Source organism: Amycolatopsis sp. A1MSW2902, from assembly GCF_017312175.1.
GTDB lineage: Bacteria > Actinomycetota > Actinomycetes > Mycobacteriales > Pseudonocardiaceae > Amycolatopsis > Amycolatopsis nivea.
The window spans coordinates 6,385,961-6,412,417 of the sequence record NZ_QJPO01000001.1; the positions used below are offsets into that span (position 1 = coordinate 6,385,961).

General features: G+C 67.7%; 28 protein-coding genes. 13 read left to right on the plus strand and 15 right to left on the minus strand.

The genetic code is table 11. From position 1 onward, the window contains the following. Positions 1 to 379 precede the first annotated feature (379 nt). Together hisS and DMP23_RS29395 are read right to left on the minus strand one after the other, a co-directional pair. Entirely contained in the window at positions 380 to 1,675 is a 1,296-nt protein-coding gene (gene hisS, locus DMP23_RS29390) for a histidine--tRNA ligase (protein WP_134669294.1), read from the minus strand. Between the two features lie 36 nt (positions 1,676 to 1,711). Continuing rightward, a complete protein-coding gene (locus DMP23_RS29395) occupies positions 1,712 to 2,095 on the minus strand; it encodes a hypothetical protein (RefSeq protein ID WP_037816084.1) in 384 nt (127 codons plus the stop codon). Positions 2,096 to 2,241: 146 nt separating this feature from the next. Here DMP23_RS29395 and DMP23_RS29400 point away from each other — a divergent pair, with 146 nt between their 5' ends. Together DMP23_RS29400 and DMP23_RS29405 are read left to right on the plus strand one after the other, a co-directional pair. After that, entirely contained in the window at positions 2,242 to 2,682 is a 441-nt protein-coding gene (locus DMP23_RS29400; RefSeq protein ID WP_037816085.1) for a hypothetical protein, read from the plus strand. Between the two features lie 40 nt (positions 2,683 to 2,722). Continuing rightward, the gene (locus DMP23_RS29405; RefSeq protein WP_337823144.1) at positions 2,723 to 3,076 is read left to right on the plus strand and encodes a hypothetical protein; all 354 of its coding nucleotides are present in this window, start codon (positions 2,723 to 2,725) and stop codon (positions 3,074 to 3,076) included. Between the two features lie 384 nt (positions 3,077 to 3,460). Here DMP23_RS29405 and DMP23_RS29410 read toward each other — a convergent pair whose 3' ends face one another. Continuing rightward, on the minus strand, positions 3,461 to 4,369 hold the full coding sequence (locus tag DMP23_RS29410) for a LysR family transcriptional regulator (RefSeq protein ID WP_337823145.1): 909 nt from the start codon (positions 4,367 to 4,369) through the stop codon (positions 3,461 to 3,463). A 117-nt stretch (positions 4,370 to 4,486) separates the two neighbouring features. Here DMP23_RS29410 and DMP23_RS29415 point away from each other — a divergent pair, with 117 nt between their 5' ends. Both DMP23_RS29415 and DMP23_RS29420 read left to right on the plus strand, forming a co-directional pair. After that, positions 4,487 to 6,244: an adenine deaminase C-terminal domain-containing protein gene (locus DMP23_RS29415; protein WP_337823146.1), complete on the plus strand. Its 1,758-nt coding sequence runs from the start codon at positions 4,487 to 4,489 to the stop codon at positions 6,242 to 6,244. Positions 6,245 to 6,267: 23 nt separating this feature from the next. Continuing rightward, positions 6,268 to 6,960, plus strand: coding sequence for a YczE/YyaS/YitT family protein (locus DMP23_RS29420; protein ID WP_337823147.1), 693 nt, complete (start codon positions 6,268 to 6,270; stop codon positions 6,958 to 6,960). Here the strand turns inward: DMP23_RS29420 and DMP23_RS29425 are convergent. The 8 genes from DMP23_RS29425 to DMP23_RS29460 form a co-directional block, all read right to left on the minus strand. Next, entirely contained in the window at positions 6,935 to 8,116 is a 1,182-nt protein-coding gene (locus DMP23_RS29425; RefSeq protein ID WP_337823148.1) for a sensor histidine kinase, read from the minus strand. The genes DMP23_RS29420 and DMP23_RS29425 overlap by 26 nt on opposite strands. Further along, positions 8,113 to 8,760, minus strand: coding sequence for a response regulator transcription factor (locus tag DMP23_RS29430; protein WP_134732595.1), 648 nt, complete (start codon positions 8,758 to 8,760; stop codon positions 8,113 to 8,115). Before DMP23_RS29430 ends, DMP23_RS29425 begins: the two co-directional genes overlap by 4 nt. 92 nt (positions 8,761 to 8,852) lie before the next feature. Further along, complete coding sequence (locus DMP23_RS29435) at positions 8,853 to 10,124, minus strand: cation:proton antiporter (protein ID WP_134667548.1); 1,272 nt, start codon at positions 10,122 to 10,124, stop codon at positions 8,853 to 8,855. Then, positions 10,121 to 11,443, minus strand: coding sequence for a cytochrome P450 (locus DMP23_RS29440; protein WP_337823149.1), 1,323 nt, complete (start codon positions 11,441 to 11,443; stop codon positions 10,121 to 10,123). The genes DMP23_RS29435 and DMP23_RS29440 overlap by 4 nt, the downstream gene beginning before the upstream one ends. Continuing rightward, entirely contained in the window at positions 11,440 to 12,465 is a 1,026-nt protein-coding gene (locus DMP23_RS29445; RefSeq protein ID WP_337823150.1) for an alpha-hydroxy acid oxidase, read from the minus strand. The genes DMP23_RS29440 and DMP23_RS29445 overlap by 4 nt, the downstream gene beginning before the upstream one ends. A 1-nt stretch (position 12,466) precedes the next feature. Beyond that, on the minus strand, positions 12,467 to 14,011 hold the full coding sequence (locus DMP23_RS29450) for an NAD(P)-binding domain-containing protein (protein ID WP_337823151.1): 1,545 nt from the start codon (positions 14,009 to 14,011) through the stop codon (positions 12,467 to 12,469). Between the two features lie 134 nt (positions 14,012 to 14,145). Then, positions 14,146 to 15,126 (minus strand): aldo/keto reductase, encoded by a 981-nt coding sequence (locus tag DMP23_RS29455; RefSeq protein ID WP_337823152.1) that lies wholly within the window; start codon positions 15,124 to 15,126, stop codon positions 14,146 to 14,148. Then, positions 15,123 to 15,524, minus strand: coding sequence for a MerR family transcriptional regulator (locus DMP23_RS29460; RefSeq protein ID WP_009072633.1), 402 nt, complete (start codon positions 15,522 to 15,524; stop codon positions 15,123 to 15,125). The genes DMP23_RS29455 and DMP23_RS29460 overlap by 4 nt, the downstream gene beginning before the upstream one ends. A 95-nt stretch (positions 15,525 to 15,619) precedes the next feature. On the opposite strand from DMP23_RS29460, the gene DMP23_RS29465 reads away from it, so the two are divergent. Then, complete coding sequence (locus DMP23_RS29465) at positions 15,620 to 16,210, plus strand: TetR/AcrR family transcriptional regulator (protein ID WP_043831805.1); 591 nt, start codon at positions 15,620 to 15,622, stop codon at positions 16,208 to 16,210. Here DMP23_RS29465 and upp read toward each other — a convergent pair. Continuing rightward, the gene (gene upp / locus DMP23_RS29470) at positions 16,203 to 16,826 is read right to left on the minus strand and encodes a uracil phosphoribosyltransferase (RefSeq protein WP_037816101.1); all 624 of its coding nucleotides are present in this window, start codon (positions 16,824 to 16,826) and stop codon (positions 16,203 to 16,205) included. The two genes, DMP23_RS29465 and upp, sit on opposite strands and share 8 nt — an antisense overlap. A gap of 627 nt (positions 16,827 to 17,453) precedes the next feature. Next, positions 17,454 to 17,897 carry a protein-tyrosine phosphatase family protein gene (locus DMP23_RS29475; RefSeq protein ID WP_134667553.1) on the minus strand — a complete coding sequence of 148 codons (444 nt, stop codon included), beginning with the start codon at positions 17,895 to 17,897 and terminating at the stop codon, positions 17,454 to 17,456. A gap of 105 nt (positions 17,898 to 18,002) precedes the next feature. On the opposite strand from DMP23_RS29475, the gene DMP23_RS29480 reads away from it, so the two are divergent. The 7 genes from DMP23_RS29480 to DMP23_RS29510 all read left to right on the plus strand — a co-directional run bounded on the left by DMP23_RS29480 (position 18,003) and on the right by DMP23_RS29510 (position 23,697). After that, positions 18,003 to 18,635, plus strand: a complete 633-nt coding sequence (locus tag DMP23_RS29480) for a DUF1707 SHOCT-like domain-containing protein (protein WP_051172616.1) — start codon at positions 18,003 to 18,005, stop codon at positions 18,633 to 18,635. Between the two features lie 136 nt (positions 18,636 to 18,771). Continuing rightward, on the plus strand, positions 18,772 to 19,746 hold the full coding sequence (gene deoC, locus DMP23_RS29485; RefSeq protein WP_037816104.1) for a deoxyribose-phosphate aldolase: 975 nt from the start codon (positions 18,772 to 18,774) through the stop codon (positions 19,744 to 19,746). A 1-nt stretch (position 19,747) separates the two neighbouring features. After that, on the plus strand, positions 19,748 to 21,181 hold the full coding sequence (locus DMP23_RS29490; RefSeq protein ID WP_337823153.1) for an aldehyde dehydrogenase family protein: 1,434 nt from the start codon (positions 19,748 to 19,750) through the stop codon (positions 21,179 to 21,181). Next, on the plus strand, positions 21,174 to 22,040 hold the full coding sequence (locus tag DMP23_RS29495; protein ID WP_275291736.1) for an aldehyde dehydrogenase family protein: 867 nt from the start codon (positions 21,174 to 21,176) through the stop codon (positions 22,038 to 22,040). Before DMP23_RS29490 ends, DMP23_RS29495 begins: the two co-directional genes overlap by 8 nt. A gap of 161 nt (positions 22,041 to 22,201) precedes the next feature. Beyond that, the gene (locus DMP23_RS29500; protein WP_337823154.1) at positions 22,202 to 22,330 is read left to right on the plus strand and encodes a hypothetical protein; all 129 of its coding nucleotides are present in this window, start codon (positions 22,202 to 22,204) and stop codon (positions 22,328 to 22,330) included. Between the two features lie 138 nt (positions 22,331 to 22,468). Continuing rightward, on the plus strand, positions 22,469 to 22,708 hold the full coding sequence (locus DMP23_RS29505) for a hypothetical protein (RefSeq protein ID WP_037816108.1): 240 nt from the start codon (positions 22,469 to 22,471) through the stop codon (positions 22,706 to 22,708). Positions 22,709 to 22,848: 140 nt separating this feature from the next. Beyond that, complete coding sequence (locus DMP23_RS29510) at positions 22,849 to 23,697, plus strand: helix-turn-helix domain-containing protein (protein WP_337823155.1); 849 nt, start codon at positions 22,849 to 22,851, stop codon at positions 23,695 to 23,697. Positions 23,698 to 23,708: 11 nt separating this feature from the next. Here DMP23_RS29510 and DMP23_RS29515 read toward each other — a convergent pair whose 3' ends face one another. Both DMP23_RS29515 and DMP23_RS29520 read right to left on the minus strand, forming a co-directional pair. Further along, complete coding sequence (locus DMP23_RS29515) at positions 23,709 to 24,245, minus strand: DUF4232 domain-containing protein (RefSeq protein ID WP_037816110.1); 537 nt, start codon at positions 24,243 to 24,245, stop codon at positions 23,709 to 23,711. Positions 24,246 to 24,386: 141 nt separating this feature from the next. Then, entirely contained in the window at positions 24,387 to 25,019 is a 633-nt protein-coding gene (locus DMP23_RS29520; protein ID WP_337823156.1) for a TetR/AcrR family transcriptional regulator, read from the minus strand. 205 nt (positions 25,020 to 25,224) lie between these two features. On the opposite strand from DMP23_RS29520, the gene DMP23_RS29525 reads away from it, so the two are divergent. Then, a complete protein-coding gene (locus DMP23_RS29525) occupies positions 25,225 to 26,451 on the plus strand; it encodes a cytochrome P450 (RefSeq protein WP_337823157.1) in 1,227 nt (408 codons plus the stop codon). Positions 26,452 to 26,457 lie beyond the last annotated feature (6 nt).

Here is a 26,457-nt window from a genome sequence, read left to right on the forward strand (position 1 = left end):
GACCTCCGGCAACAGGCCAGGTCAAGGGTTCGCAACGAAGGCGATCAACCTCGACTACGCAAGGGTACTACAAAGAACCGATCATGACGACCCTGCAATGGCAACCAAGCGTGCTCGATTCAACTCCGAGGGCGCCGACCAGGACCGCGAAGCCCGGGAAACATGGATCCGGCACCGGTTCGTGTCCCAGTCAGCGGACCACCGGCACCCCGACCGGTCCAACGTACCGGCCCCTGACTGTCCATTGTGGACAGCCGGAAACGGCTGCTGGTTCACCGGCAGCCGACTGCGGTGAGTGACGAAATCGCACCGAATCCGCCGCTCGGCGGATAAAGAAGGCGGGCACCGGTCCGGAGACCGGCACCCGCCTCGCGAAAAATCAGGCCGGCGAAACCATCGCCCGCACCGCGGCCGGGACGTCGGCCACCGCGACCTGCTCCTGCTCACGCGTGGCCAGGCTCCGGACCGTCACCCGGCCGGCCGCCCAGTCCTCCTCGCCCACGATGACGACCGCCACCGCGCCCGCCTTGTCCGCGCGGGTGAGCTCCTTGCCCAGCTTGCGCAGCTCCAGCGGGGTCGACGTGCGCAGGCCCGCCTTGCGCAGCACGGTCGCGACGTCGCGAGCCGGGTCCGCCAGCTCCTCGGTGACCGGGATGACCGCGACGTCGACCTCGCTGCGCGGCTGCGGCGTGAGGCCGTGCGTGTCGAGGAAGTCCATCAACGTCACGTCGCCCATGCCGAACCCGATGCCGGAGATCTGCTCCTTGGTGAACATCGAGGCGAGGTTGCTGTACCGGCCGCCGCCGAACAGCGCCCGGCGGTTCTGCGGCGAGGTGTCGAAGACCTCGAACACGGTCGACGTGTAGTACGCCAGCCCGCGCACGATCAGCGGCTCGTACCGGACCAGGCTCGCCGCGCTGCTGGACAGCACCTTGACCAGGTTCGACTCGGCCTTGACCTCCGCGGGCAGCTCGTCGAGCAGCGCCGGTCCCGCGCCGAGGGTCTCGGCGAGCTTCTCGTACTGCTTGTCCGACAACCCGATCTCGGCGGCGCTCGCCGCGTGCTCCTCGGCCGAGGTCTTCTCCCACCGGTCGACGAGCGCGAACACCTGCGCCAGGTGGTCCGGCGAGATCCCGACGACGTCGGTGAGCGCCGAGGACAGCAGGTTCCGGTCGTTGACCCGCACCGCGAACATGTCCGGCGTCGCGCCGACCGCGCCCATCAGGTCGTGGATCAGCTCGAACATCTCGATCTCGCAGTTCGCGCTTTCCGAACCGAAGATGTCGGCGTTGATCTGCCAGTGCTCGCGGACGCGGCCGCGCTGCGGGCGCTCGTAGCGGTGGCAGTTCGGGTGGCTGTACCAGCGCACCGGGAACGACAGCGATTTCGCGTGCCCGGCGATCATCCGGGCCACCGACGGCGTCATCTCCGGACGCAGCGCGAGCCGCTCGCCGCCGCGCGTGGTGAGCGTGTACAGCTGCTGGTCGGCGATCTCCTGGCCGGACTTCCGCTCGTAGACCTCCGCCTGCTCCAGGATCGGGCCGTCGTAGCGGAGGTAGCCGTAGCGCTCCAGCACGTCGTAGAGATGGCCGAACACCTGCGTGCGGACGGACATTTCGGCGGGGAGGAAGTCTCGGGTCCCCTTGACAGGCGCAGTTGACAGGTATTCAGGCACGTCATCAAGCTTAACGACCCGGCGCCAGCGATTTCGTCAGGGGAACGCGACGCCGTACGCGGTGAGCAGCATGGCCGCGCCGAGCAGCACCGCGCCGCCGGTCGTGACGCTCATGCCGACGCGGGTGCGCAGCATCGCGAGGAAGAACCCGCCGGACTGCGCGAGCACGCCGAACAGCAGCAGGAAGCAGACGATCCAGCGCGCGGTGTCGCCGAGCCCGCCGTGCTCGACCAGCTGCAACGCGGCGAGCGTAAGGACGAGCAGGACACCGGCGTGCGCGTGTCCGGCACGGAAAAACCCGCGCTGCTTCTCGGTGAGGTCACCGCGGCGCAGGACGCCGCTCAGCGCGTAGCCGCCGTACATGACGGTGGGCAGCGATACGAGCGCGATGACGGTGAACAACTGGACGGGGCCGTGCATGGTCGCCTCCTTGGGGTGCGGAGCGACCATAACACTGTTTTAAAACACTGTCACGAAACTTGTGGGTCCCCCTTGCCGGTGGCTGTCACCCGACGGTCGAGGGAATCGAGCGGCGGAGCGGACGACGGTGGACTGCGCTGAAGGACATGACTACGACCTCGATGCGGCGCCGCGCCCGATGGGCCGGTCTCGCCTTGTCCCTCGCCCTCGCCGGTCTGTGCTCGACCGCCCTGCCCGCGCAGGCCGCGGTTCCGGCCGCGCACCAGCTGGCGAAGAAGAAGCCGGTGCACATCAAGGCCGCACCGGTCAAGGCCAAGGTGCACAAGGGAGAGCAGATCCGGATCCACGGACACTTCGCGACCGGCCCGGCTGGCCGCGCCGACGACGACGGGATCTTGTACCTCCAGCAGCAAACCCAGGCCGGAGCGTGGGTGAACCTCGCCGCCGCCTCGTGCTCGCCGGACCACGACTTCGACCTCGGGATCCGGCTGAACGTCTCCGGGAGCTTGACGCTGCGGGTCTTCCATCCCGAATCGACCCTGTTCACCGCTGCGGTGTCGGCGGTGTTCACGGTCGTCGTGCTCTAGGAACCGATCCAGTAGGTGTCCGCGGCGGAGAACGGGCATCATGTCGGGCGTGAGCCAGCCCGGGGATGCCGCTTCGCCGCAGTTGGCTTATGCCGACCAACTCCGCCAGCAATCGGCGACCTGCCGGTTGCTGGCGGAGAAGCAGCGCGAGAACACCGCCGTGTTCGAGGGCTTCGCCGAGCGAGGCCTTCCCGGTTCCGCCGAGATGGCGGTCCGCTCGGTACGGTCTGCGCGGTTTCTGGTGCTGCTCGCTTCGGTGATCGCGGAGCAGGCGATCGCGCATGACGAACTGATGGCCGCCGGTGGGCCGGAGAATTCGCGCGCGTATGTGGAGTACGAGGCGACGACCCGGCGGTTGCGGGCGTTGTTGCCGACGGACAGCCTCACCGATTGAGCCGACGGTCCGTGAAGGGCTCCTTGAGGGAATCTAATTCCCTCAAGGAGCCCTTCACGGACCTCGCCACCCGCGCCGAGCCCGCTGAGCGAGGGCAGCCCGCGAGCGCAGTGCGTGAAGCCGCCCCGGCTCGGGCTGCGCGATCCGGCCAGAGCGAACGTTCGTGAGGGCCACCCTGAGGGAATCTGATTCCCTCAGGGTGGCCCTCACGAACGTCAGCGGGAGCGACAACGGGACCGCACACCACAGCCGCTGAAAAAGCCCCAATGTGGCATTGGGTGCATGCGACGCACCCAATGTGGCATTCGGTGCGTTGAGCGCACCCAATGTGGCATTGGGGCGCTTCGGCCGAGCCACGCAGCCCGGCACCGGAACACCATGCGGTTACGGACGCGGAGTCTGCGCGTGGGTCAGCGCACCCACGATGTCCTCCGCCAGCAAAAGACTCGCCAGCCCATGGCCGTGCTTTTCCCGCCGTACCAACGAAACCACGTTGTTGCTGAACGCGTCCCGCACCGGCCGGAAGACGAGCCGTCCGTCGCGGATTTCCTCGGCGATGTCGAATTCGCTCAGGAACGCGATGGCGTCACCGGACGCGGCGAGTCGTTTCATCGTCTCGATCGAGTTCGTGTGGAAAGCCGGTTCGATGTCGAGACCGGCCTTGGCGAAGGCTTCCGCGACGATGCCGTGGATAACCATCGACCGGTCGGCGAAGATCAGCGGATAGGGCGGGCACTGCGCGAGCGGGATCGGGTCCGCGCCGGCGAGCGGATGGTGCGGAGCGACGACCACGCCGAGCCGGGTGTTCATTTGCCAGCAGACTTCGAGGTGCGCGGACGGCGGGACGTTGAAGCCGAGCCCGAGGTCGGCTTCGCTGGCCTCGACCGCGCGCAGGATGTCCTGCGTCGTCATCGTGCGGATCGAGATCCGGACTCGCGGGTGCCGGACCCGGAACGCCGCCGCGGCGGTGGCGACGACACTGCTGGCCAGGCCGGCCATCGTGGCGATCACGACCTCGCCGCTGCCGAGGGCGTGCAGGTCGCGGATGTCCGCGACAGTCTCGCGGTACTGCTGCAGGGTGCGCCGGACATGCGCGAGAAGCGCTTCCCCGGCTGGCGTCGGACGCATTCCGCGCGGCAGGCGGTCGAACAGCGGCTGGCCGAGTTCCGCTTCCAGAAGCAGGATCTGCCGGTTGATCGCGGACGGCGCGACGTGCAGCCGGGCACCGGCCGCGCGGATGGATCCGAGGCGTGCCACTTCGTCGATGTACTGCAGCAACCGGGAGTGGAGCACGGGCGGACCTCCTAAGCGTACGAAAAAAGAGTACACGTCGTACGAAAATGAATGCTTGTCAGCAACGGTGTCCGCCGGGTTCTATCAGTGCACCAACGACACCGAAGTGAGGACACCGTGCCGGAATCGCCGACTTATCCCCTGCTCGCGGCGGAAGACGTTGCCGCGCAAGAAGAGCACGTGCGGACGATCTTCGACATTCTCGCCGGCGAGCGGGAAGCGGACCTGCTGCTGCGCAATCTCAACATCGTCGACGTGCACACGGAAAGTGTCTATCCCGGCACGCTTCTCGTTTACCGGCAGCGGATCATCGCACTGAACCCCGACGAGTCGATCGTGCGGGTGCGTGAGGTTTTCGACGGCGAGGGGCTTTACGCGATCCCCGGGTTGATCGACGCGCATCTGCACTTCGAATCGCAGCTCGCGCATCCGGCGGCGTTCGGCGAGGCGATCGTCCCGAGTGGAACGACCACGGTCTTCGGGGAAACCCTGGATTTCGCCAGCGCGGCCGGGGACGAGGCGGTGGAAGCGGTCCAAACCTTGTTTGCCGACCACGAAAAACTCCCATACCGGCTTTACGCGTTCGCGCCGGGGAAGAAGACCTCGACGGACGTCACCGAGGCCATGCTGAAGATGGATCCGGTGATCGGACTGGGCGAACTCGCTCACTTGTCCTACATGACCGGGGACGCCGACGACTTCCGCAAATCCGCGCTGGGCCGCGCGAATTCCGGATTCGTGAACTGCCACTGGGGCGTCACGGCACTGTCGGACATGCTGCTGAACTACATGCCCGCGATCGGCGTCGACAACAACCACGACGTCTGGAACGAGGACGACATCGAAAAAAGCGTCCGCTACGGCCTGAACACCCAGATCAAGTTCGGCGTCGGAAGTCCCGAGGTCATCCGGACTATGTTCCGTGCCATCGTGAAACGGCGCTGGCCCGCGGAGAACTTCCAGCTCTGCGCCGACAACATCTCGGTGGACCGAGTCCTGCGGCAGGGCCATATCGACTGGGTGATCTCGCTCGCGATCGAAATGGGCATGCCGCCGATCAAGGCGATCAAAATGGGCACCCTCTATGCCGCCCGTTCTTTCCGCAAGGACCGGGACCTCGGTTCGCTCAGCCCGGGCCGCTTCGCGGACATCGTCCTCACGGACAGTCTTGCGAAGATCAATCCGCGGTACGTGTTCAAGGGCGGCGAGTTGGTGGCCCGCGACCGCAAGCTGCTCAACCGCGTCGGCATCGATTACTCCAGCCTGGCCAAGAAACCGAAGCCGGGTCTCGCCGATCTGACTCCCGAGCAACTCGACCTGACGCCGATCGAAGTCTCCCCCGAAGGCGACCAGGCGAAGGTGCTGCTTTTCGACGTCTACGGCCGCGGACATCTCAAGTTCGCCCAAGAGATCTGGGTGCCGTTCCGCGATGGCGCGGTCGTGCCCGAGCACGAAGGCGAGCGGCTCAACCGAATTTCGGTCGTGCAGCGCTATCCCGACGGAGAGCGGCACATCGTCACTGGGTTGTTCAAGGGCGTGTCGATCGACCGTGGTGCGGTTTCGACGTTCTGGCCCGCCCCGTCGGCGTACTTCGTGAGTGTCGGCAGTGAGAGCGCGGAGATGTGCGCCAACCTCAAGCAGCTGGACACACTGGTCGGCGGCTGCATCGTCACCGAGGACGGTGAGACGAAAGCCTGTCTGCCACTGGAATTCTACGGCGTGATGGCCGACATGAACCTCGCCGAGCTCGTCGACGCGACCCGCTCAATCGACACCGCGCTCGAAAAACTGGGCAACCGCAACGAAGGCGAGCCCGTCGTCAACAAACTCCTGACCCTGTTCATCTCGCTCGACCGTTTCGGATTCATGAAGTAACCCTCAACGAGGAGGTCACGGTCGTGCCTTACGACAAAGACGCGGGAGTAGTCGACAACGGAAACGTGGTGCGGCGCTGGATCACCTACATCGCCGGCATCTACCTGCTGACGCTCGGTCTCGGCCTGGCCATCCGGGCCGGGATCGGCATCTCCCCGCAAAGCAGCCTGACCCGCACGATGACGCTCGTGCTCCCGCCGCTCAGCCAGGGCACGTTCAATCTCATGCTCGAAGTGCTCATGCTCATCCTGACTTTCCTGGTGCTGCCAAGGGCATTCAAACTCCAGAACCTGTTCTCGCTGGTACCGGCACTGATCCTGGCCGCGCTGCTCGACTTCAACCTGATGGCGACGAAGTGGATCTCCCTGGCACCGTACGCGGCTAATCTCGCGTTGCTGTTCCTGGCCGACGCGATGCTGGCGTTCGGGCTCTTCCTGATGATCCGCGCCAATCTGGTGCTGATGCCGATCGACCTGTTCGTCAACACCCTGCAGAAGAAGACCGGCCGCAAATGGGGAAACATCAAGACTGTCTTCGACTGCACGCTGCTCGCGATTTCGGCAGGCATCGGGCTGATCTTCCTTGGCGGACCGCATTTCATCCGCGAGGGCACGATCATCAACGCCGTACTGGTCGGCCAGTACATCAAGCTCTATTTCTTCCTGTACAAGAAGTTCCAGTCCCGCAAGCTCAAGCCCGTTGAAAGCGCAACGTGAACGTCGCGCCGACCCCAGGCTTGCCGAACGCGGCAATGGTCCCGCCGTGACCCGCGACGACTTCCTGCACCAACGCCAGCCCCAGCCCGAAGCGCCGGCCCTCGCCGTGCGCGCCGTGGGCGAACCGCTCGAAAAGCCGTTCCGCTTCGTGCTGCGGGAAGCCCGTCCCGGTGTCGCACACGCGCAGTTCGACGTGGCGGGCGTCCGGGTTGGCGAGAATCACCTCGATGGACCCGCCCGGCGGCGTGTGCCCGATCGCGTTGTCCAGCAAGGCGGACAGCACTCGCCGCAACGCGGTCGGCACGCCCGGCACCACGTCCTCCAGACCGGGCGAACGGCTCAGCCGGAGGTCCACCTGCCGGTCGTTCGCGCGGACCGATTCCGCCGCCACGGCCTGTTCCGCCAGCACCGCCAGCTGCACCGGTTCCAGATGCGGCCGCTCGGAACAGGCCTGCGCGGACAGCAGCAAATCGTCGACCACCGCGCCCAGTTCCCGGGTGCCTGAGACCAGGGTTTCCAGCTGGGCCGGGCCCGCACCGCCGCGCCGGGCGAGGAGTTGCGTGCGGGTGTGCAACCGGGTCAACGGCGCCCGCAGCTCGTGGGAAGCGTCGGCGACGAACGTCCGTTGCCGGCGCAACGCCTCGCCCAACGGCCGGATCGCCCGCCCGGCCAGCAGGTATCCGCTGATCACCGAGATGATCAGCACCGCCAGCTCGGCCACCCCGAGCCCCAGCAGCAGCTGTTCCCGGTCCGAGATCAGGTAATGCTCGTTGAAGAACGCCTGCCAGACTTCGCCGTCGCGGTTGACCGTGCGGATGGTGTACGTCGCGCCGCCTAGCACGCGTTCCTCGGTCACCACATCACCGTCGTTCGGCACCGCGGGAATCGGCGGGAGCGCGAACGGCAGCCGCCCGGCAGGCGCGTGTCCCTGCGGCGTCACCAGGTAGGTGCAGCCGGGCGGGGTCGCGGAAAGCCCGTGTCCCAAAGCGAAATCCAGCTGCCGCTCGGTCTCCGCGGCCTGCCCGCGCAGCAGCACCCAGTACGCGATCGCGCCCGCGGCGAGCACGACGATCGTGATCACCACGGCGATCTGGCCCGCGATGATCCGCCGCGCGCGCCGCAGCGCCCGCGCCTCCGGGGCGACGACGGTGGTCACACCGCCCCGATCTGGTAGCCGAGGCCGTGCACGGTCTTCACCACGCCGCGGCCCAGCTTCCGCCGCAGGTAGTACACATAGGTGTCCACAATGGACTCCGCAGCGGACTCGGTGAACACTCCCGCGCGCAGCGACGCGCGCGGGTGGATTGCCTTGGGCCGCTGTGCGAGCGTGCGCAACAGCTCGAACTCGCGTCCGGACAGCGTCACCCGCTCGCCGCGCGGCAGCACGACCTCGTGCCGCTGGAGGTCGAGCGCCGCCGTGCCGAGCGGGAGGGATTCGGCGTGCTCCGCGTCGCGGCGGCACAACGCGCGCACCCGGGCGAGAAGTTCGTCGGTCTCGAACGGTTTCACCAGGTAGTCGTCGGCCCCGGTGTCGAGGCCGTGCACCCGGTCGGCCAGCTCGCCCAGCGCGGACAGCACCAGCACCCGCGCGGGCACCGCCCGGCGACGCAGCTGGGCCAGCACCGAAAGGCCGTCGACCACCGGCAGCCGCCGGTCGAGAATCACCACCGCGTGCCTTCCGGTGAGCCCGAGGTGCAGGCCGCGCTGTCCGTCGTGGGCCACTTCGGTCTCGTAACCTTCTCCGGCGAGCAATTCGACGAGCATCCCGGCGAGATCGCGATCGTCCTCGACCAGGAGCACCCGGGAAGCCGCCGGGGTCTCTGCCTCATCGTGCACAGGTCCATACTCGCAGTGATCCGGCCATCCGACCCTCGACTTTCGTAGGCAATCGCTCAGCTTCGCCCGCTCAGGAGAAATTCGGGCATTTCCCCGTCCGCGTACCGGCGGGCGTCGCGTTTGTCCAGCCAGCCGAGCACCGGCGAGGTCATGATCGTGGTGACGAGCGCGACGAGCACCAGGACGGTGAACAGAGCGGGCGAAACGATTCCGGCGGACAGCCCAACGTTCAATGCCACCAATTGCATCAGTCCGCGCGCGTTCACCAGCACGCCGATCCGCAGCGCGACCGGTTGCGGTTCGCCGGTCAGCCGTGCCGCGCCCCACGAGGCACCCAGTTTCCCGACCACCGCGACCGCGATGCAGACCAGCGCGAACAGCAGCAGCTTCGGGTCGGCGAGCAGCGCGAACCGCGTGTTCAGGCCGGAGTAGGTGAAGAACAGCGGCAGGAACACGACCCGCCCGACCGGCATGATCCGCGCGAGCACCGCGTCGGCCGCCTCGCCGCGCGGGAACACCAGCCCGAGCACGAACGCGCCGAACACCGCGTACAGGCCGATGACGTCGGTGAACCACGCGGCGGCGAAGAGGAACATGGCGGTCACGAGCATCCGCTGGTCCACCGACACCCGCGGGTTGTCCATCACCTTCACCACGATCCGGCGGACCACCAGCCAGACCAGCAGCACGAACAGCACTCCGCCGCCGATGGCCGTCGCGATCGGACCGGCCGTACCGGCGTGCATGCCGAGCACGACGGCCAGCAGGATCCAGGCGAGGACGTCGTCGAGCGCGCCGCAGGCCAGCGCCAGCGAGCCGAACCTCGTGCTGCCCAGGCCGCGTTCGGTGATGATCCGAGCCATCATCGGGAACGCGGTGATCGCGATCGCCACCGCGACGAACGCCGCCGAAACCACCGGCGACACCCCCGGTTTCAGGATCCCGGCCCAGTTCGCGCCGAGCACGCTCACCCCGACGCCGAGGGCGAGCGGCACGACCGTGCCCGCCGCGGACACTGCCGCCACGGTTCGGCGGCCTTCCTTGAGCGCGCTCAGCCGGAATTCGTAGCCCGCGCCGAACATGTAGATGACCAGCCCGATCTGGCCGCCGAGGTACAGCAGCGTCCGCACCGAGTCGGGGAACAGCCATTCCTGCACGCCCGGCAGCAGGAGCCCGAGCAGCGACGGGCCCAGCAGCACGCCGGTGACCATCTCGCCGACCACCGGCGGCTGCCCGAGCCGCACGGCGAGCGCGTTCACCGCGCGGCAGGCAGCCAGAATCACCACGGCCGCCAGGAAAAACGCGGGTGCGGCTTCTACGGCACTCATCGAGTTCCTCCCTGGAAGTGTTTGGTGCACAACCGGAGCCGGCGCGCGTCGAGCACCATGTAGGTGCCGAACACCAACTGCGCGAGGCTGCGCCACACGTCTTCCCAGCGATCCCGCACCGCCAGATAGGCCAGCGCGGTCCGCGGATTTCTCCGCGATCCGCGCGGCGTGACGAAAACCGGTCCGCGATTGGGAATCGACCGGGTGTGCGCGGCGCTCGTGGCGAGGGTGAATCGGCGCAGGAATTCCCTGGTGACCACCCGCATCGTCGCCGGGGCGAGGCCGCGCGCGGGGCACGGCCGGTTCTGCGCGACGCCGAACGGCAAGAAATTTCTCTGCTGGTGCGCGGGGCAACCGGCCCAGCGCTCCGGGTCGAACTCGTCGGCCCGGTCCAGTCCGGCGTGGTGGAATTCCGGATAGCTGAACAGCAGCACGGTGCCGGCGTCGATGGTCCGGTCGGCCAGTTCGATGTCGCCGGTGCTGATCCGGTGCGCGATGCCGAACAGCGGGTACGTGCGAAGGCATTCGTCCAGCACGCGGTCGAAATACTCGTCGTCGTCCGGGTTTTCCGCGAGCCTCCGCTGCACCTGCGGATGTTCGGCGAGCACCATCAGCAGGTGCGCCATCGCCTCGGACATCTGCACGACCGCGGTGTTGAAGAACGTCCCTTGCAGGTAGAACACCTGCTCCTCGCGGGTGAGCCGGGACGGCAGCGGATGCGGTACGTCGTCGAGGCGGCGGCGCAGGTACGCGGTGAGCCGGGCGCGACGGCGCATGTTGCGCGGGCGCACGCACTTCAGCGCGGACACGACGTCGTCGGCGTGCCCGACGATGAGGTCCCGCGCCTCCGGCGGACACGGTTCGCCGAAGACCAGCTCGTAGTACAGCTCGGCCCAGACCGGCATCATCTCGTCGCGCAGCCGGAGCAGCCGTCCCGGCCCGGTTTCGATCCGGTCGAGCACGCGCGCGGCGACCCGTTCGGTCAGCGCCTGCGATTCGGCCTTCGACTTGACCAGGATGCTCCGGGTCGTTTTGGCGACCTCGTCGTAGCGCGGGCCTGGCTCCAGATGTTCCTGGTGCACCTGGGGTCCGGGCGCGAGCCAGTACCAGAACAGGTCGGACAGCGCGGCGCCCTCGCTGCGTCCGTCGGCGGCCGGATCGGCGTACACCCGGCGGAAGTCCTCGACCGGCACCGGGTAGCCCTCGTCCCCGTTGACCAGCGCGAAAATCCGGTTCCGCAACGCGACCACCCGGCCGGGCAGCCACTTCGGCGAGGTCGCGATCAGCCCGGCCGCCCCGGCGACCACGAGCCGCTTCATCGGACCAGGTCCGCGGTCAGCTCGCCGGGGGTGCGCGCCCCGCAGAGGCCGAGTGCGGTGTCCGTTTCCTCGCGCAGCCGTTCCAGCACTTCGGCGACCCCTTCCTGCCCTGCCGCGGCGAGCCCCCACAGCACCGGCCTGCCGACGCCGACCGCGTCCGCGCCGAGAGCGAGCGCCTTGACCACGTCCGCGCCGCTTCGCACGCCTCCGTCGAGAAGCACCGGCACTTGACCGTCCACAGCTGACACGATTTCCGGCAACGCGGCCAGGCTCGAAATTGCGCCGTCGAGCTGCCGGCCGCCGTGGTTGGACACGAAAATCCCGTCGATGCCAGCCGCCACCGCCTGTCGGGCGTCGTCTGGATGCAGCACGCCTTTGAGCAGCACCGGCATTTTCGTGGCCGCGCGCAGCCAGCCCAGGTCTTCCCACGTCAGATCGACGGGCATCTCGATACTCCGCACGCGACCGGTGCTGTCGCGCATGTTCTCGGCGGCCATCCCCGGAGGGAGATCGTGGAACGAGTGGCGAAATTCGCGTTCTCGCCGTCCGCGCACCGCGGAATCGACCGTTATCACCAATGCCCGCGCGCCCGCGTTCTCCGCCCGGCTGATGACCGCTTCGGTGAACTCGCGGTCTGACTGCACATACAGCTGGAACCACAGTACGTCCGCGACCTTGGCGACGTCCTCGACCGCCGTCGTCGAGGCCATACTGCACACGAAGACGGTGCCCGCCTCCGCGGTTGCTTGCGCGGTCGCGAGTTCTCCGTCCGAATGCGCGAGCCGGTGGAAAGCCGTCGGGCACACCAAAATCGGCATCGACAACGGCGATCCGGCGATTTCCACCGACAGGTCGCGTTTACCGACTCCGCGCAGCGCCCGCGGCACAAGGACGCGGCGGCGGAATTCTTCTTCGTTGGCGCGCAACGTGTCTTCTCGCCCCGCGCCACCGGCGTAATAGTCGTAGTGCGCTGGTTCCATCCGTTCCCGCGCGATGGCTTCCAGCTCCGCGATCGTGCGCATGTCAGAGCTGCTTGGTGAAGAAGGCCGCCAACGCGTCCACGTGCACCGGGCGGTTCCACTCGTTTTCGAGGTTCTCGGTGACGTGGTGGGTCGCGACCAATTCGCCGCCCTGGTAATGCCGGACGATCGGATGCAGGTAATGCCCTTCGCCGGAATCGTTCGCGACGTCCTGGCTCGCGCGGGTGACGGTGAAATCGAACGGGTCGATCTTGTCGTGGTCCGGCCCGTAGTCGAGAGTGATCACGAACGCGTTGGCACTCTCGCCCAGCGGGGTGTCCTTGAACCGATCGACCGGGACTTCCTCGTAGTACCTGGCTTGGTCGCCGTCGACCACGAGGACGTCGGCGAGGAAGCCGAACTGCTGGTACAGCGCGGAAGTGCGGTTGATCCGGCGGATGACGGCGTCGACCAGTTCGCTGGTCTTGTTGGCCACCACCGTGTTCGGCCATTCGGTGTCGTGGTAACGCTCGTCAAGCACTTTGGAAAGCGCGCGGACGCCGTAGCGGTACCCGTGAATGAACGCGCTGGTGGCTTTCTTGAAATCGCGGACCTGGGTGATCGTCCCGGCGAAGTAGAGTCCCGGCACGTTCACCGATTCCCACGACGACCTCTGCGCTGGGAACCGGTTGTTGATCGTCATCTCCGGGCGGCAGTCCTCGTCGAACATCGAGGCGTCGAACCGGAATCCGGTGGCAGCGATGACCCGGTCGTAACGGATCTCCTTCACCAGTTCGTTGGCGCGGGCGAAGGCGAATTTGACGTGGTAGCCGTCGTCGTCCTTGGTGATCTCGCGGACGTCGCCGTCGAGAATCGCGTGCTGCAGTTTCAGCTGGTACATGTCGAGCACGCCGGCGTTGTACGCGCGGAGATGCCCGACGAAGTGCGTGCGCCAAGCGAGTTTCACCGGTCGCGGCCCCGCGACGTGCAGCACCGCGGCGTAAGCATTGATGCTGTCAGCGGTCTCGAAGGCGGAATTTCCCTTGCCCAGCACGAGAACTCGCTGGTTGATGAACTGCTCCGGCTCGGTGTCGTAATCGGCGTACTGGTCGACCAGTTCCATGCCCGGCACGTCCGGGACGTACGGCTTGGTCACGCCGGTCGCCATGATCAGCCGCCGCGCGCTGAACGTTTCCCCGTCCGCCGCGGTGACCGTGAAGACGTCGTCCGCGCGCGAAATTCGCGTAACCTCGGTGTCGTACCGGATTTTGACGTCGTGTTTCGCCGCGTAATCGGCGGTGTAGCGCAGGAACGCTTCCGCGGGCGGGAACATCTCCGCGCTGTAGTCGGTGAAGACGAGCGGGTCCGGCCCGTCGTCGAGCAGCGAGTTCCAGTCGACCCGGAGGTTCAGCTCGGGGTCGGTCCATCCGGTGTACTTCTTGTTGACCGAGATGAGCGTGCGGTGCCGGGGAAAGCGCGTGAAGAACGCGGCGGGCACGGACCCGCGCTCCAGGACCAGGTAGCTGCGCCCGGCCCCGCCCAGCTGCCGCCCGAGCTGCAATCCCGCCGGCCCGGCTCCGACCACCAGGTAGTCCAGCACGTCCGCCATGAAACCGACCTCCCGCGTCGCCTTGATTCTGACGGCGATCAGAGTGGTCGGAAGATCTCAGAAATCCCTCAGAACGTACCCGGTCTTCGGGACACCGGTGCCCCGCCTCCGTCGCGGGGCACCGGCTTCAGCCGCTACTTGCCGGTGACGCGCGCGAGCGCCTCCGGGTACCGCGCACCGGCGACCGCCTCGAGCGGAACGGCCTTCTCGATGGCCGCGATGTCCTCTTCGGACAGTTCCAGCTCGGCCGCGCCGACGTTCTCTTCCAGGTACTTCCGCCGCTTCGTGCCCGGAATCGGCACGACGTCGGGGCCCTTGGCCTGCACCCAGGCGAGCGCCAGCTGCCCCGCGGTGACCCCCTTGTCCGCGGCCAGCGCGCGCAGCGCCTCGACAATCGCCATGTTGCGCGCGAAGTTGTCCTCGGCGAACCGCGGCAGGCCGCGCCGCATGTCGCCCTCGGGCAGCTCCTGTACCGAGGTGACGGCACCGGTCAGGAACCCGCGCCCCAGCGGCGAGAACGGCACGATTCCGATCCCCAGCTCCCGGCAGGTGCCGAGAATTTCGTCCTCGATGCCGCGCGTCCACAGCGACCACTCGCTCTGCAGCGCGGTGACCGGATGCACCGCGTGCGCCCGGCGGATCGTGTCCGCACCCGCCTCGGAGATCCCGGCGAACCGGATCTTCCCGGCCTGGACCAGCTCGGCGAGCGCGCCCCAGGTCTCCTCGATCGGGACGTTCGGGTCGACGCGATGCTGGTAGTAGAGGTCGATGTGGTCGATCCCGAGCCGCTGCAGCGATTCGTCGCAGCACTGCTTCACGTACGCGGCGTCACCGCGTGCGGTCATGCCCTGATCGGTGTGCACGATGCCGAACTTCGTCGCGAGAACCACCTGGTCGCGACGGTCCGCGATCGCCTTGCCGACGAGCTTCTCGTTCTCCCCCGCGCCGTACACGTTGGCCGTGTCGAGCAGGGTCACCCCCAGTTCCAGCGCCCGGTGCACGGTGGCGACGGACTCGCCGTCGTTGTCGCGCACGCCGTAGGCCGAGCTCATCCCCATGCAGCCGAGCCCCTGTGCCCCGACCTCCAGTGCGCCGAGCTTCCTCGTACCGATCACGCGGAAATTCCCTCCATCTCGGGCGCGACGCCGAAGGCCTTGCGCTCGATCTGCTCGTAGTTGGCGATCTTGTAGTCCAGAATGTCGAGACAACCCTGCAGCTCGGCGATCCGGTCGGCGACCGACTGCCGCTGCTCCACGAGGATCGCCTTGCGCCGTCCCGCGCTGGCCACCCCGTGCCTGCGCAGCGAGGCGTACTCGCGCATGCTCTTGATCGGCATCCCGGTGAGCCGCAGCTTCGTGAGGAAGCCGAGCCAGTTCAGGTCCTCGTCGGAGTAGGCGCGCCGCCCCGCCGAGTCTCGTGCGGGCGGTTCGAGAAGCTTGATCCGTTCGTAGTACCTGAGGGTGTCGATCGACAGGCCGCTACGTCGTGCGGCTTCCGCTATCGAGTAGCTCATGCGCTCGACAGTACGACCTGGAGTGCACTCCAGGTCAAATCTTAAAACGACGGTCACGGTCGCGTTTTATAACGTTGTTGCGTTACGCTGGGTACATGCCTCGCCCCCGTACCCATGACGAAACCCTCCGGCTGAAGCTCCTGGACCGGGCAGGCGAACTGATCTCCGCGGACGGCCCCAAGGCCCTGTCGCTGCGCAAACTGGCCGCCGACTCCGGCACGTCGACCACCGCGGTGTACTCGCTGTTCGGCAGCAAACCGGACCTGGTGAACGCGCTGTACGTGGAAGGCTTCCGCCGCTTCGGCGCCCGCCTGGCGAAGGTCCCCCTGTCCGGCGACGCAGTAGCCGACCTCGTGCGGCTGGGCATCGCGTACCGCGAAAGCGCCCTAGCCGACCCGCACCTGTACGCGATCATGTTCAGCCGCTCCGTGCCAGGCTTCGAACCCAACGCCGAGGCAGACGAGGTCGCCCAAGCCACCCTCGCCCCGCTAATGGGCGTCGTCCGCGCCGCGGTGTCGTCCGGCCAGTTCCAAGACGTCGCGCCGGAACTGATCACCGTCAGCCTGTGGGGTTTCGTGCACGGCCTGGTGTCCTTGGAACTGTCCGGCCGCCTCCCGGACGGCTTCAGCGTTTCCGACGCGTACGAGAAAGCCTTGCACGCCAACGCTTCCGGCTGGCTTACCTAGCCCCGTACTGCCGGTCCCCCGCATCGCCGAGCCCCGGCACGATGAACCCGGAATCGTTGAGCCGCTCGTCAATGCTCGACGTGACCACCCGCAGCGGCAGCCCAGTCTGCTCCAGATGCGCCAACCCTTCCGGCGCGGCAAGCGCACAGATAGCGGTGACGTCAGTAGCACCACGATCGGTCAGCAGACGAATCGTGTACTCCATCGAGCCACCGGTCGCGAGCATCGGATCAAGCACCAACACCGGCCGATCCGAGAGCGACTCAGGCAGCGACTCGAGATACGGGGTCGGCTTGAGCGTTTCCTCGTCGCGAGCGAGCCCGACGAACCCCATCTGCGCGTCCGGGATCAGCTTGTGCGCCTGATCAGCCATGCCAAGCCCCGCCCGCAACACGGGAACCAGCAACGGCGGACTGGCAAGCCGATAAGCGTCAGTGCGCGCGACCGGAGTATGAATGCGCTCAGTACGAACCGGCGCGTCCCGCATGGCTTCATAGACGAGCATGACAGTCAACTCATGCAGCGCGGCCCGGAACGCAGCACTGTCAGTCCGAGCGTCCCGCATGGTCGAGAGACGAGCCTTGGCCAGCGGGTGATCGACTACCTGCACATCCATAGCGCACAACTTAGCCGCCCGTTTCGGACCCGCCACTCTTTCCCCCGCACCTTCGTGGGCCCCATTACGTCGTGAGGGCCACCCTCGCATCCCCTGATTCCCGCAGGGTTCCCCTCACGACCATGCTCCAGAGGTGAGGGGCCCCTTCACGGACCTGGATTCCCTCAAGGAGCCCTTCACGGCCGCCCCGCCAACCCAGCCACCGGGATGCTTCCCCAATGTGGCATTGGGTGCGTCGGATGCACCCAATGTGGCGTTCGGTGCGTCAGATGCACCCAATGCCACATTGGGGCGCTAACCCCACCCAAACCGCAGCCGGTGCACCCAGCACCGAGGACCCCAGCCGCACCGACGCACCGACGAGCCAGACACCTGGCCCTTCCCCGCAGCAGTGCACCCAACGAGCCACGCACCCAACCCACCCCGCAGCCGGTGCACCCAACGAGCGAGGCACCCACACCTCCCCCGCACCCCGATACGAAGCTCTCCTGCGGTTCGGGGGTGCTTGTCAAGGCATCTTTCCCGCCTTGACAAGCACCCCCGAACCGTCAGCACAATCAAACTTCGGGGTGCCCCACGCAACCAGGACGGGCCAATGTCGCCGCCAGGCGACGAGGCCCCACCCGACTACCGAGCCTCAGCAAACCACCCCACCCACCGCCGCTGCCAAGGCGTCTCCACCGCCCGAGGATGGTGCTCCCGCCGAACCCACTCCACCGCCTCCTCAGCCCCCACCCCGCCCAACGTCACCAAACAAGCCAGCACAGTCCCGGTCCGCCCAACCCCGCCAAGACAAGCCACCTCGACCGCCTCCCCGGCAACCGCCCGGGCATGCAACCCCAGGATCTCCCGCCGAGCCCCCTCCCGATCCCGCGGCAGCAAAAAGTCCGGCCACAACACCCACCGCCGCTCCCAGTTCAGCGAAGCGTCGTACTTGGCCCGCATCCGCCGGGACCCCAAATACAACCCGAACTCCGGATCCGCCCCCTCCGGCTTCGGCTTCCCCAGCCCACGCGCCCGCAACCGAACCCCGTCCGGAAGCACGAGAGTCCCCGTCAACCCAGCATCCATCACGCCATGATGCCCTTATCCACCGTTCGATGGACCCGGCGCAGACCCGACAGGACTAGGCTTTCCCAAGTGAGTGAAGATCCAGCCATGCCGGGCCCGGACCAGATGCGCGTGTCGGACGCTGATCGGGAGCAGGTCGCGCAGGTGCTGCACCAGGCCCTGTCCGAAGGCCGGATCACGATCGACGAGCTGGAAGAGCGGCTCTCCAGCGTCTACTCCGCGAAAACGTTCGCCGACCTGAAACCGGTGACCGCCGACCTGCCGGGCAGCGCCGCGATCGCGCCCACCGCGTCGGCTTCGCTGCAGCCCGTCCCTTCGCGCGCGCTCGGGCTGCCGGACAACCGCGTCGGCGGGCATCCCGGTTCCGCCGTGTCGATCGGCGTGATGTCCGGGGCCGTGCGCAAGGGCAGCTGGGTCCTGCCGCAGCAGCACACGACCTTCGCGTTCTGGGGCGGCGCCGAAATCGACCTGCGCAGCGCCCGGTTCGCCGAGAAATCGTGCACGATCACCGCGGTCGCGATCATGGGCGGGATCGAGATCACCGTCCCGGACGACATCAACGTGAACGTCACCGGCATCGGCTTCATGGGCGCGTTCATGCTGGAGGACAAGTCCGGTGCCCCGCCTGCCCCGCCGACCGCCCCGACCGTGACGATCAACGGCCTCGGCTTCTGGGGCGGCGTCGTCGTGTACCGCAAGCCGGCCAAGGACTTGAACGCACCGCAGATCGAATCCTGAACCCGACTGCACACAGCACCGACAAAAACCGTCGCCCGCGCCGCGCGGCTGTGGACAACCGCGAGGCTGTGACCAGCTGTCCACAGATTCCGGTGAGCGCTCCGGCGCCTGCTGTCGCGCACCTACACTCAGCGGTATGACAGCTACCACCAGCCCGGCAGCGGCGCCGGAAACCCCGTCGCCGCTGACGGACGTCACTCGCGACGAAGCGAGCCTGCGGCGGTTCCTGCACGGGCTGCCCGGTGTCGACCAGGTCGGCGTCGAGCAGCGCGCGGCGGGGCTCGCGACCCGGAGCATCAAGAAGGAAGCCAAGCGGTGGGCCATCGACACCGCGGTGTCGATGGTCGACCTGACCACGCTCGAAGGAGCGGACACGCGCGGCAAGGTCCGCGGCCTCGCCGCCAAGGCGATGCGGCCGGACCCCGAGCGGCAGGACTGCCCGCGCGTCGCGGCCGTGTGCGTGTATCCGGATCTGGTGGAGACAGCCGTCGAAGCGCTCGCGGGCAGCGGCGTGCGGGTGGCGAGTGTCGCCACCGGTTTCCCGGCGGGCCGCACGAGCCGCGAGGTGAAGCTGGCCGACACCCGGCTCGCGGTCGAGGCGGGCGCGGACGAGGTCGACATGGTGATCGACCGCGGCGCATTCCTCGAGGGCCGCTATCTGGAGGTGTTCGACGAGATCCGCGCCGTGAAAGCGGCCTGCGGCTCGGCGCACCTCAAGGTGATCCTCGAAACGGGCGAGCTGGCGACGTACGACAACGTCCGCCGCGCGTCCTGGCTCGCGCTGCTGGCGGGCGGGGACTTCATCAAGACGTCCACCGGCAAGGTGTCGCCCGCCGCGACGCTGCCGGTCACGCACGTGATGCTGCAGGCGGTGCACGACTGGCACGAGCGCACCGGCGAACTGCGCGGCGTCAAGCCCGCGGGCGGGATCCGGACGACGAAGGACGCGATCAAGTACCTCGTCGCCGTGCACGAGGTCGCGGGCGAGCAGTGGCTCACGCCGGAACTGTTCCGGTTCGGCGCGTCGAGCCTGCTCAACGACCTGCTGCTGCAGCGGCGCACCCAGGTGGACGGCCACTACAGCGGCCCCGACTACGTGACGGTGGACTGACATGGGCATCTTCGAATACGCGCCCGCGCCGGAATCTCGCGCTCTGGCCAATCTGAAAGAGCAGTACAAGCCGTTCATCAACGGCGAGTTCGTCGACGGTTCCGGCGAGCCGCTCAAGACGGTCAACCCGGCCACCGAGGAGATCCTCGCCGAGGTCGGCACCGCGTCGGAGTCCGATGTGGACATCGCGGTGAAGGCCGCGCGCAAGGCGTACACGTCGGTCTGGTCGAAAATGCCGGGCGCCGAGCGGGCGAAGTACCTGTTCCGCATCGCGCGGCTGATCCAGGAACGCTCGCGCGAGCTGGCGGTGCTGGAGACTCTGGACAACGGGAAGCCGATCAAGGAGTCGCGCGATTCCGACGTGCCCACCGCGGCCGCGCATTTCTTCTACCACGCGGGCTGGGCGGACAAGCTCGGCTACGCGGGCTACGGTCCGGACCCGAAGCCGCTCGGCGTCGCGGGCCAGGTGATCCCGTGGAACTTCCCGCTGCTGATGCTGGCGTGGAAGATCGCGCCCGCGCTGGCCACCGGGAACACCGTCGGGCTGAAGCCGGCCGAGACCACGCCGCTGACCGCGCTGGTGTTCGCCGAGATCTGCCAGCAGGCCGAGCTGCCGCCGGGCGTGGTGAACATCCTGCCGGGAGCCGGCGACATCGGAGCGTCCATTGTGGAGCATCCGGACGTCGACAAGATCGCGTTCACCGGCTCCACCGAGGTCGGCAAGCTGATCCAGCGCACCGTCGCGGGCACCCGCAAGAAGCTGACCCTGGAGCTCGGCGGCAAGGCGGCGAACGTCGTGTTCGACGACGCCCCGCTGGACCAGGCGGTGGAGGGGATCGTCAACGGGATCTTCTTCAACCAGGGCCACGTCTGCTGCGCGGGTTCGCGGCTGCTGGTGCAGGAATCGGTGGCCGAGGAGGTGCTGGAGAAGCTCCGGTACCGCGTCTCGACGCTGCGGCTGGGCGACCCGCTGGACAAGAACACCGACCTCGGCGCGATCAACTCGGCCGAGCAGCTCGCGAAGATCCGCGGCCTCGTCGAATCCGGCGACGCGGAAGGCGCGCAGCGCTGGACCAGCCCGTGCCCGGTGCCGGACCGCGGGTTCTTCTTCGCGCCGACGGTGTTCTCCGAGGTCCACCAGTCGATGCGGATCGCCCGCGAAGAGATCTTCGGCCCGGTGCTGTCGGTTCTCACCTTCCGCACCCCAGAAGAGGCCGTGGCGAAGGCGAACAACACGCCGTACGGGCTGTCCGCGGGCATCTGGACCGAGAAGGGTTCGCGCATTCTGTGGATGGCGAACCAGCTCCGGGCAGGCGTTGTCTGGGCCAACACGTTCAACCGCTTCGACCCCGCCGCCCCGTTCGGCGGCTACCAGGAGTCCGGTTTCGGCCGCGAGGGCGGACGCACCGGTTTGGAGGCCTACCTCAATGTCTGACCGGATTTCCGTCGCCAAAACCTACAAGCTTTACCTCGGCGGCAAATTCCCGCGCTCGGAATCGGGCCGGGTCTACCCCGTCACCGACGCCAAGGGCGCCTTCCTGGCCAACGCGGCCCACGCGTCCCGCAAGGACCTGCGCGACGCGGTGTCCGCCGCCCGCAAGGCGTTCCCCGGTTGGTCGTCGGCAACTGCATACAACCGCGGCCAGGTGCTCTACCGCGTCGCCGAGGTGATGGAGGGCCGCCGCGCCCAGTTCGCCGCCGAGGTAGCCGCTTGTGAGGGCGTCGCCGCGAAAAAGGCCGAGTCCCTTGTGGACGCCGCCATCGACCGCTGGGTCTGGTACGCGGGCTGGACCGACAAGATCGCCTCGGTCCTTGGCGCCGCCAACCCGGTCGCCGGGCCGTACTTCTCCTTCACCACGCCCGAACCCACCGGGGTCGTGGGCGTCCTCGCGCCGCAAGAGTCGAGTCTGCTGGGTCTGGTGACTGTCCTGGCCCCCGTCCTGGCGACCGGCTCGACAGCAGTTCTGGTCTCCAGCGCGGACCGTCCCCTGCCCGCCATCACCCTGTCCGAGGTCCTGGCCACCTCCGACGTCCCCGGCGGCGTCGCGAACATCCTCACCGGCCACGCCGCGGAACTGGGCCCCTGGCTGGCCTCGCACGGAGACGTCAACGCCCTCGACCCGACCGGCGCCACCCCCGAAGACCGCGTCACCCTGGCCCAGGAAGCCGCCGGAACGGTGAAGCGCGTCCTGTCCGTCCCTGACGCCGAACCAGACTGGACAGCCGAACCCGACCTGTCCCGCCTGCGTCGGTACCTGGAAGCGAAAACCGTCTGGCACCCCATGGGCGTCTGACGTTCGAGCTCACCGAGACCGCCGTTCCGGTTACCCCGGAACGGCGGTTTTGTCTGCGACAATTCGAAAAACTGCGCAGCGGGCAGGCTTGCACTTAGGTTGGGCGCGCCCAGTCCGTGGCTGCGCGACACTCTCGAACTCGCCGAATCGTCGGCCAGCGCTTGTCCGCGATCGACCTCACCGGACGTGGACGCGTGCTCGTCAGCCCGGACGAGGTCGGCGGGCCGCGGATCAACGTCTACTCCGGCACCCGTTCCTACCTCGTCGACACGCTCGTCGAACTTGCCTGAACGAGCCTCACCGCACCTCAACATTTCGCGCCTCGACTCTATCCTTTCGCGAAATTCTCTGCCAACATGTGCCATTGGGGAAATTTCGACAACCCCGTGTCCGGTACAGGCGCCGCCAGCACGTCAGGAGGACTCCGCATGACCCCGCATCCCGCCCAGTCCGAAGAAGCACTTGCCCTCGAGTTCCTCGGCACCACCAGCGCGGGCGGCAACTGCCCCAACGCTTATCGCACCAACCGCGGCACGTACGTCGTCCAGGGATACCGGGTCACCGACGAGCAGGCGTTGCGGCAACTGCACGAACGCGGCATGCCCGACACCGAGACGGCCGTCGAAATCCCCGCCGGCCTGCTCAAGTTCTTCCCGCAGGAAGCCTGAGCACGACGACCGGCGCAGACGAGGCAAGGGCAGCCCGGCGATTCAGACGCACTAGTCGCCCAGGATTTCTCGAAACTCGACCCCAGGTGTGGGAAGATGCCATCGGGTTCGAGGAATTCCGCATGCGATAGCGAGGGCGAGTGCCTACCAGTTTCGAGAAACGCCGGGCAGAGCTTGGCGATCGCCTGCGCCGGCTCCGGGTCGACGCGGGCTACGAGACCGGAAAGGACTTCGCCAGGGCCATCGGCTGGAACGCGCCCAAGGTCAGCAAGATCGAAAACGGCAGGCAGACCGTCGGCGACGACGACCTCGACGCCTGGGTCGCCGCCGTCGGCGGGCCGCCGGAGCTGGCCGCGGAACTGCGCGAGCAATTGGTCGAGGTCCGCGACGCGCACGCCAGCTGGAAAGACAAAGTCCGCGACGGACACCGCGCCCGGCAAGAGGAATCCATTGCCCGAGAGGCCAGGGCGCTACGAATTCGGGCGGTAGATCTCCGAATTGTCTCCGGATTACTGCAAACCCCGGAGTACGCGCGGCATACGCTGCTCGCCCACTCCCGGATCCACGGCGGCGGACAGGACATCACCGAAGCCGTCCGGGCGCGGATGCAGCGCCAGCAGATCCTCTACGAACCCGGCCGGACCATCGAACTGCTCACCTCCGAGGCGGCGCTGCGCTATCCGAACGCGCCGCGCGAGGTGATGATCGGGCAGGTGCACAAGCTGCTCGCACTGCTCGGCACCCCCAACATCCGCTTCGGCATCATCCCCGCGGACGTCGTCGTGCCCTACCCGGTCACCTCGGACTTCTGGGTCGTCGACGACGTCGCGATGGTCGAAACCCCCGAGGGCGAGCACATCGCGAGCGACGTCGACCCGTACCACGAGGTCGCGGATCTACTGTGGACAGTCGCGGCCGAGGGCGACGCCGCCAGGGCGGTGCTGCTGCGGGTGCTCGATTCGCTCACCCGTGCAGCCCCGCCCGACTGACGCTGGATCCCTTACACCGCAGGCGCTTCGCCAGCCGTCATCGCGCCGACGTCGATGGTGTGGCTGTCGGCGCCGGCATCCACCGCGCCGAAGGTCCAGTCCACCGTCACGTTCGGGTCGATCGGGTCGCCGTGCGGGTTGGAGGCGGCCGGGGCGGTCATGGTCAGCGCGTTCGGCGTCTGCTGCTCGTCGTCGGAGCCGATCGCGGTCCAGTGCAGCGGCACGTACGCCGACGAACCGTTCGCGATCAGCACCGGCGGCGCGTCGGCCGGCGCCTCGTTGTTGACCAGGACGTTGTGCGCGCCGACCAGGTCGACGTCAGCCCGGCCGGAAAGGACACACCGCTCGCCCTGGTTCGCGGTGAACTGCATCGCGGCGTTGCGCTGGCCCGCGCCTGCCCCGCCGTAGACGAGCTTGGTGCTGAACTGGTTCGCGGTGCACGGAAGCGCCGACGACTCCGTGGTCGTGGCACTGGCCGTACCGGCGAAGACCGCGGCCGCGCCTCCGGCGACGGCGACTGCGACGGCAATTCGGCGGATGTTCTTCATTGTTCGTCCCCTCTCGCGTTTTCCGGCGGCTCCGCACCGGCTTTCACGAGATAAGACGTCCCCGCCCGCGACTCGATGGCCCGTTGTGAGATCACCCCCGCCGGAGCAACCCCGATCGTCCCGTCGCGTCTGAAGAAGCGGTCAGAGCAAGTCTTCCTTGTCGATCGGCCGCCCCGGCAGCGTGGTGGCCGGACCGGCGCGCAGGCCGTCGATCATGATCGCGATGTTGCGGGCCGTCGCCATCTCCGGCGATTTCAACCGGTGCGCGGGCAGCTGCCGGATCAGCCGGGCGAACAGCACCGCGACGTCTCCCGCGCCCACGTCCTTGCGCAGCGTCCCCTCGACCTGCGCCCGGTCGACCAGCCCTTCGACCTCGAGCAGCACCGCTTCGCGCAGGTGCGCGACCTCGGGGTCGTCCTTGAGAATTTCGTGCGCTCGCTGCGACAACATGGCCAATTGCATCGACAACTGCAGTTCCGCGCCGTGATACAGCAACTGCACCAACGCTTCCCACGCGGTCGGCGCTTCCACCGACAGCCGCCGGGCGCTGTCCAGCACGCCCGCGAAATTGTCCACCGCCACCGCGCGGATCAGCGCGTCGCGATCCGGGAAGCGCCGGTAGAGGGTGCCGACGCCGACGCCGGCCGCGCGCGCGATCTCCTCCATCGGGACCTCGGGACCGTGGCTGGCGAAGATGACGCGAGCCGCGGCGATGATCTGGTCGCGGTTGCGTTGCGCGTCCGCCCGCAGCGGCGTCTCGGGGTCTGCACTCATACCCGGCCTTCCCTTTTCCCGGTTGGCGCGCATTCTCGCACGCCGGACCAGCTGCGCAAACGTGCCGGCAACCCGGGGCGGACAGCAATTGTCACCCCGTTGCTAGTGGACGGCGATCCTCCACTTCGGTACCTTGGGCAGTGAACCGGAATGTAATCCTCCACATTCATTCCGTAACGGGGCAAACCCACCACAGGGGGTTCAGATGACCGAAGTCGCCCAGCCCAGCCGCACCCAGCCGGAGCAGGCCGCGTTCCCGATGAAGCGCACCTGCCCGTTCGCGCCGCCGCCGGAGTACGACCGGTTCCGCGACGCTCGCGCGCACTACGTCGAGCTCGAGCACACCGGCCAGCGCGCCTGGGTGCTCAACCGGCACGAGGACCTGCGGGCGATGCTGAACGACCCGCGGTTCAGCTCGGACCGCTTCAACCCGGGCTTCCCGGTCCTGTTCAAGGACGGCCAGCAGCGCCGTCCGAGGCTGCGCCCGTCGCTGATCGCGATGGACGCGCCGGAACACGGCCCGGCCCGGCGCAGCGTCGTCGGCGAGTTCACCGTCAAGCGGATGAAGGCGCTGCAGCCGCGCATCCAGGAGATCGTGGACCAGCACATCGACGCGATGCTGGCCGGCGACAAGCCCGCCGACCTGGTGTCCGCGCTGTCGCTTCCGGTGCCGTCGCTGGTGATCTGCGAGCAGCTCGGCGTTCCGTACGCCGACCACGACTTCTTCCAGACGCACAGTTCACGGCTCCTCAACCGCGAAACAGGCTTCGAGGAACGCAGCAAGTCCGTCGACGCGATGCAGAATTATCTGTCCGAGCTGGTTTCCAAGAAGGAAACCGCACCGGCGGACGATTTGCTCAGCCGCCAGATCGCGAAGAAGCGCGAAGAGGGCAACTACGACCACGACGACCTCGTGTCGCTCGCCTTCCTGCTGCTCATCGCCGGGCACGAGACCACCGCGAACATGATTTCGCTCGGCACCGTCGCGTTGCTGGAGAACCCGGACGCGCTCGCCGCGATCAAGGAGGATCCAGGCAAGACCCTCGACGCCGTCGAGGAACTGCTGCGCTACTTCACCATCGCGGAATTCGCCACCACCCGCGTCGCCCTCGAAGACGTGGACATCGCGGGCGTCACCATCAAGGCCGGAGAAGGCGTCCTCGGCCTGAGCTACGCCGCCAACTTCGACCCCGAAGTCTTCCCCGAGCCCGAGCGGCTCGACATCACCCGCGGCGGCAGGCACCACGTCGCGTTCGGGTTCGGCGCGCACCAGTGCCTCGGCCAGAACCTCGCGCGGATGGAACTGCAGATCGTGTTCGACACGCTGTTCCGCCGTATTCCGACGCTGCGGCTCGCCGCGCCGGTCGACCAGTTGCCGTTCAAACACGACTCCGGCGTCTTCGGGCTCTACTGCCTCCCGGTGACCTGGTGAGGGGGA

Excerpts from the sequence above, each read along its gene's own strand:
- DMP23_RS29395 (WP_037816084.1), bottom strand. The coding sequence starts at position 2,095 with ATGCACGGCCCCGTCCAGTTGTTCACCGTCATCGCGCTCGTATCGCTG.
- DMP23_RS29400 (WP_037816085.1), top strand. The coding sequence starts at position 2,242 with ATGACTACGACCTCGATGCGGCGCCGCGCCCGATGGGCCGGTCTCGCC.
- DMP23_RS29405 (WP_337823144.1), top strand. The coding sequence starts at position 2,723 with ATGTCGGGCGTGAGCCAGCCCGGGGATGCCGCTTCGCCGCAGTTGGCT.
- DMP23_RS29435 (WP_134667548.1), bottom strand. The coding sequence starts at position 10,124 with ATGAGTGCCGTAGAAGCCGCACCCGCGTTTTTCCTGGCGGCCGTGGTG.
- DMP23_RS29440 (WP_337823149.1), bottom strand. The coding sequence starts at position 11,443 with ATGAAGCGGCTCGTGGTCGCCGGGGCGGCCGGGCTGATCGCGACCTCG.
- DMP23_RS29445 (WP_337823150.1), bottom strand. The coding sequence starts at position 12,465 with ATGCGCACGATCGCGGAGCTGGAAGCCATCGCGCGGGAACGGATGGAA.
- DMP23_RS29450 (WP_337823151.1), bottom strand. The coding sequence starts at position 14,011 with ATGGCGGACGTGCTGGACTACCTGGTGGTCGGAGCCGGGCCGGCGGGA.
- DMP23_RS29460 (WP_009072633.1), bottom strand. The coding sequence starts at position 15,524 with ATGAGCTACTCGATAGCGGAAGCCGCACGACGTAGCGGCCTGTCGATC.
- DMP23_RS29465 (WP_043831805.1), top strand. The coding sequence starts at position 15,620 with ATGCCTCGCCCCCGTACCCATGACGAAACCCTCCGGCTGAAGCTCCTG.
- upp (WP_037816101.1), bottom strand. The coding sequence starts at position 16,826 with ATGGATGTGCAGGTAGTCGATCACCCGCTGGCCAAGGCTCGTCTCTCG.
- DMP23_RS29475 (WP_134667553.1), bottom strand. The coding sequence starts at position 17,897 with ATGGATGCTGGGTTGACGGGGACTCTCGTGCTTCCGGACGGGGTTCGG.
- DMP23_RS29480 (WP_051172616.1), top strand. The coding sequence starts at position 18,003 with ATGCGCGTGTCGGACGCTGATCGGGAGCAGGTCGCGCAGGTGCTGCAC.
- deoC (WP_037816104.1), top strand. The coding sequence starts at position 18,772 with ATGACAGCTACCACCAGCCCGGCAGCGGCGCCGGAAACCCCGTCGCCG.
- DMP23_RS29490 (WP_337823153.1), top strand. The coding sequence starts at position 19,748 with ATGGGCATCTTCGAATACGCGCCCGCGCCGGAATCTCGCGCTCTGGCC.
- DMP23_RS29495 (WP_275291736.1), top strand. The coding sequence starts at position 21,174 with ATGTCTGACCGGATTTCCGTCGCCAAAACCTACAAGCTTTACCTCGGC.
- DMP23_RS29505 (WP_037816108.1), top strand. The coding sequence starts at position 22,469 with ATGACCCCGCATCCCGCCCAGTCCGAAGAAGCACTTGCCCTCGAGTTC.
- DMP23_RS29515 (WP_037816110.1), bottom strand. The coding sequence starts at position 24,245 with ATGAAGAACATCCGCCGAATTGCCGTCGCAGTCGCCGTCGCCGGAGGC.
- DMP23_RS29520 (WP_337823156.1), bottom strand. The coding sequence starts at position 25,019 with ATGAGTGCAGACCCCGAGACGCCGCTGCGGGCGGACGCGCAACGCAAC.
- DMP23_RS29525 (WP_337823157.1), top strand. The coding sequence starts at position 25,225 with ATGACCGAAGTCGCCCAGCCCAGCCGCACCCAGCCGGAGCAGGCCGCG.